The organism is Agaribacter flavus, from assembly GCF_042646125.1.
Classification (GTDB): Bacteria; Pseudomonadota; Gammaproteobacteria; order Enterobacterales; family Alteromonadaceae; genus Glaciecola; species Glaciecola flavus.
Window position 1 is genome coordinate 1 of the sequence record NZ_JBHRSW010000013.1, and the last position, 644, is coordinate 644.

A 644-nucleotide genomic window follows, 5' to 3' on the forward strand; every position below is an offset into this window, starting at 1 on the left:
CTTAATCAATGACCTCATTTTAGGGGCTCAACTTAGTAAAAGAAGAACGGTCTATTTTGATCGCTTACGTTGTACCCGTATATTGTGCATGCATCTGCATGATATGTTGCCACTGTTTTTTTGATCGTTTGTTCATCCTAGGTTCTCGTTGATTGAAAACCCTATTTTCTATTGTGTGAGGCTTTTGAGGAATGTGTGGTTCTAATGACGCTTACTATCTATCGACCAATTATATACCCTCAATCGTGCTGTCGTTGACCGCATTGATGAATTACAAGCGAAACAAGACAGAGAAGCGCTCGCCATGCTGCGTCCTGGCATGAAAGTGCAATTTACCCACGATAGCAAGACGGTGACAGGCACATTACTAAAGAAAAACCGCAAGACAGTGTTGATTGCTAATGACAATGGCAAAACACACCATAAAGTGTCAGCCGGTATCGTGAGGCATATTAGTGCCGCACCATTAAACTTAAATCAGACAGTTGTACAGAACGGTCTAAAATGATCGGTTACGGTGGCAGCGTCTGTAATGCATGCCATTATCTTGACCTGAGCACTCTCACATGGCTCACATATAGTGACATCAATATTGAATACTCGCTTCAACCTTTGCGCCCAACTCATGCTGCGGGCATGGTACG

Annotated in this window: 1 protein-coding gene; it reads left to right on the plus strand. The window is 43.2% G+C overall.

Features of this window, described 5'->3' with window-relative positions; translation table 11 throughout:
* Window positions 1–304: 304 nt before the first annotated feature.
* On the plus strand, window positions 305–508 hold the full coding sequence (locus ACFOHL_RS07775; protein WP_376919656.1) for a hypothetical protein: 204 nt from the start codon (window positions 305–307) through the stop codon (window positions 506–508).
* Window positions 509–644 lie beyond the last annotated feature (136 nt).

What these genes read in the sequence shown, in the direction of transcription:
- ACFOHL_RS07775 (WP_376919656.1), top strand. Translation starts at nt 305, where the DNA reads ATGCTGCGTCCTGGCATGAAAGTGCAATTTACCCACGATAGCAAGACG.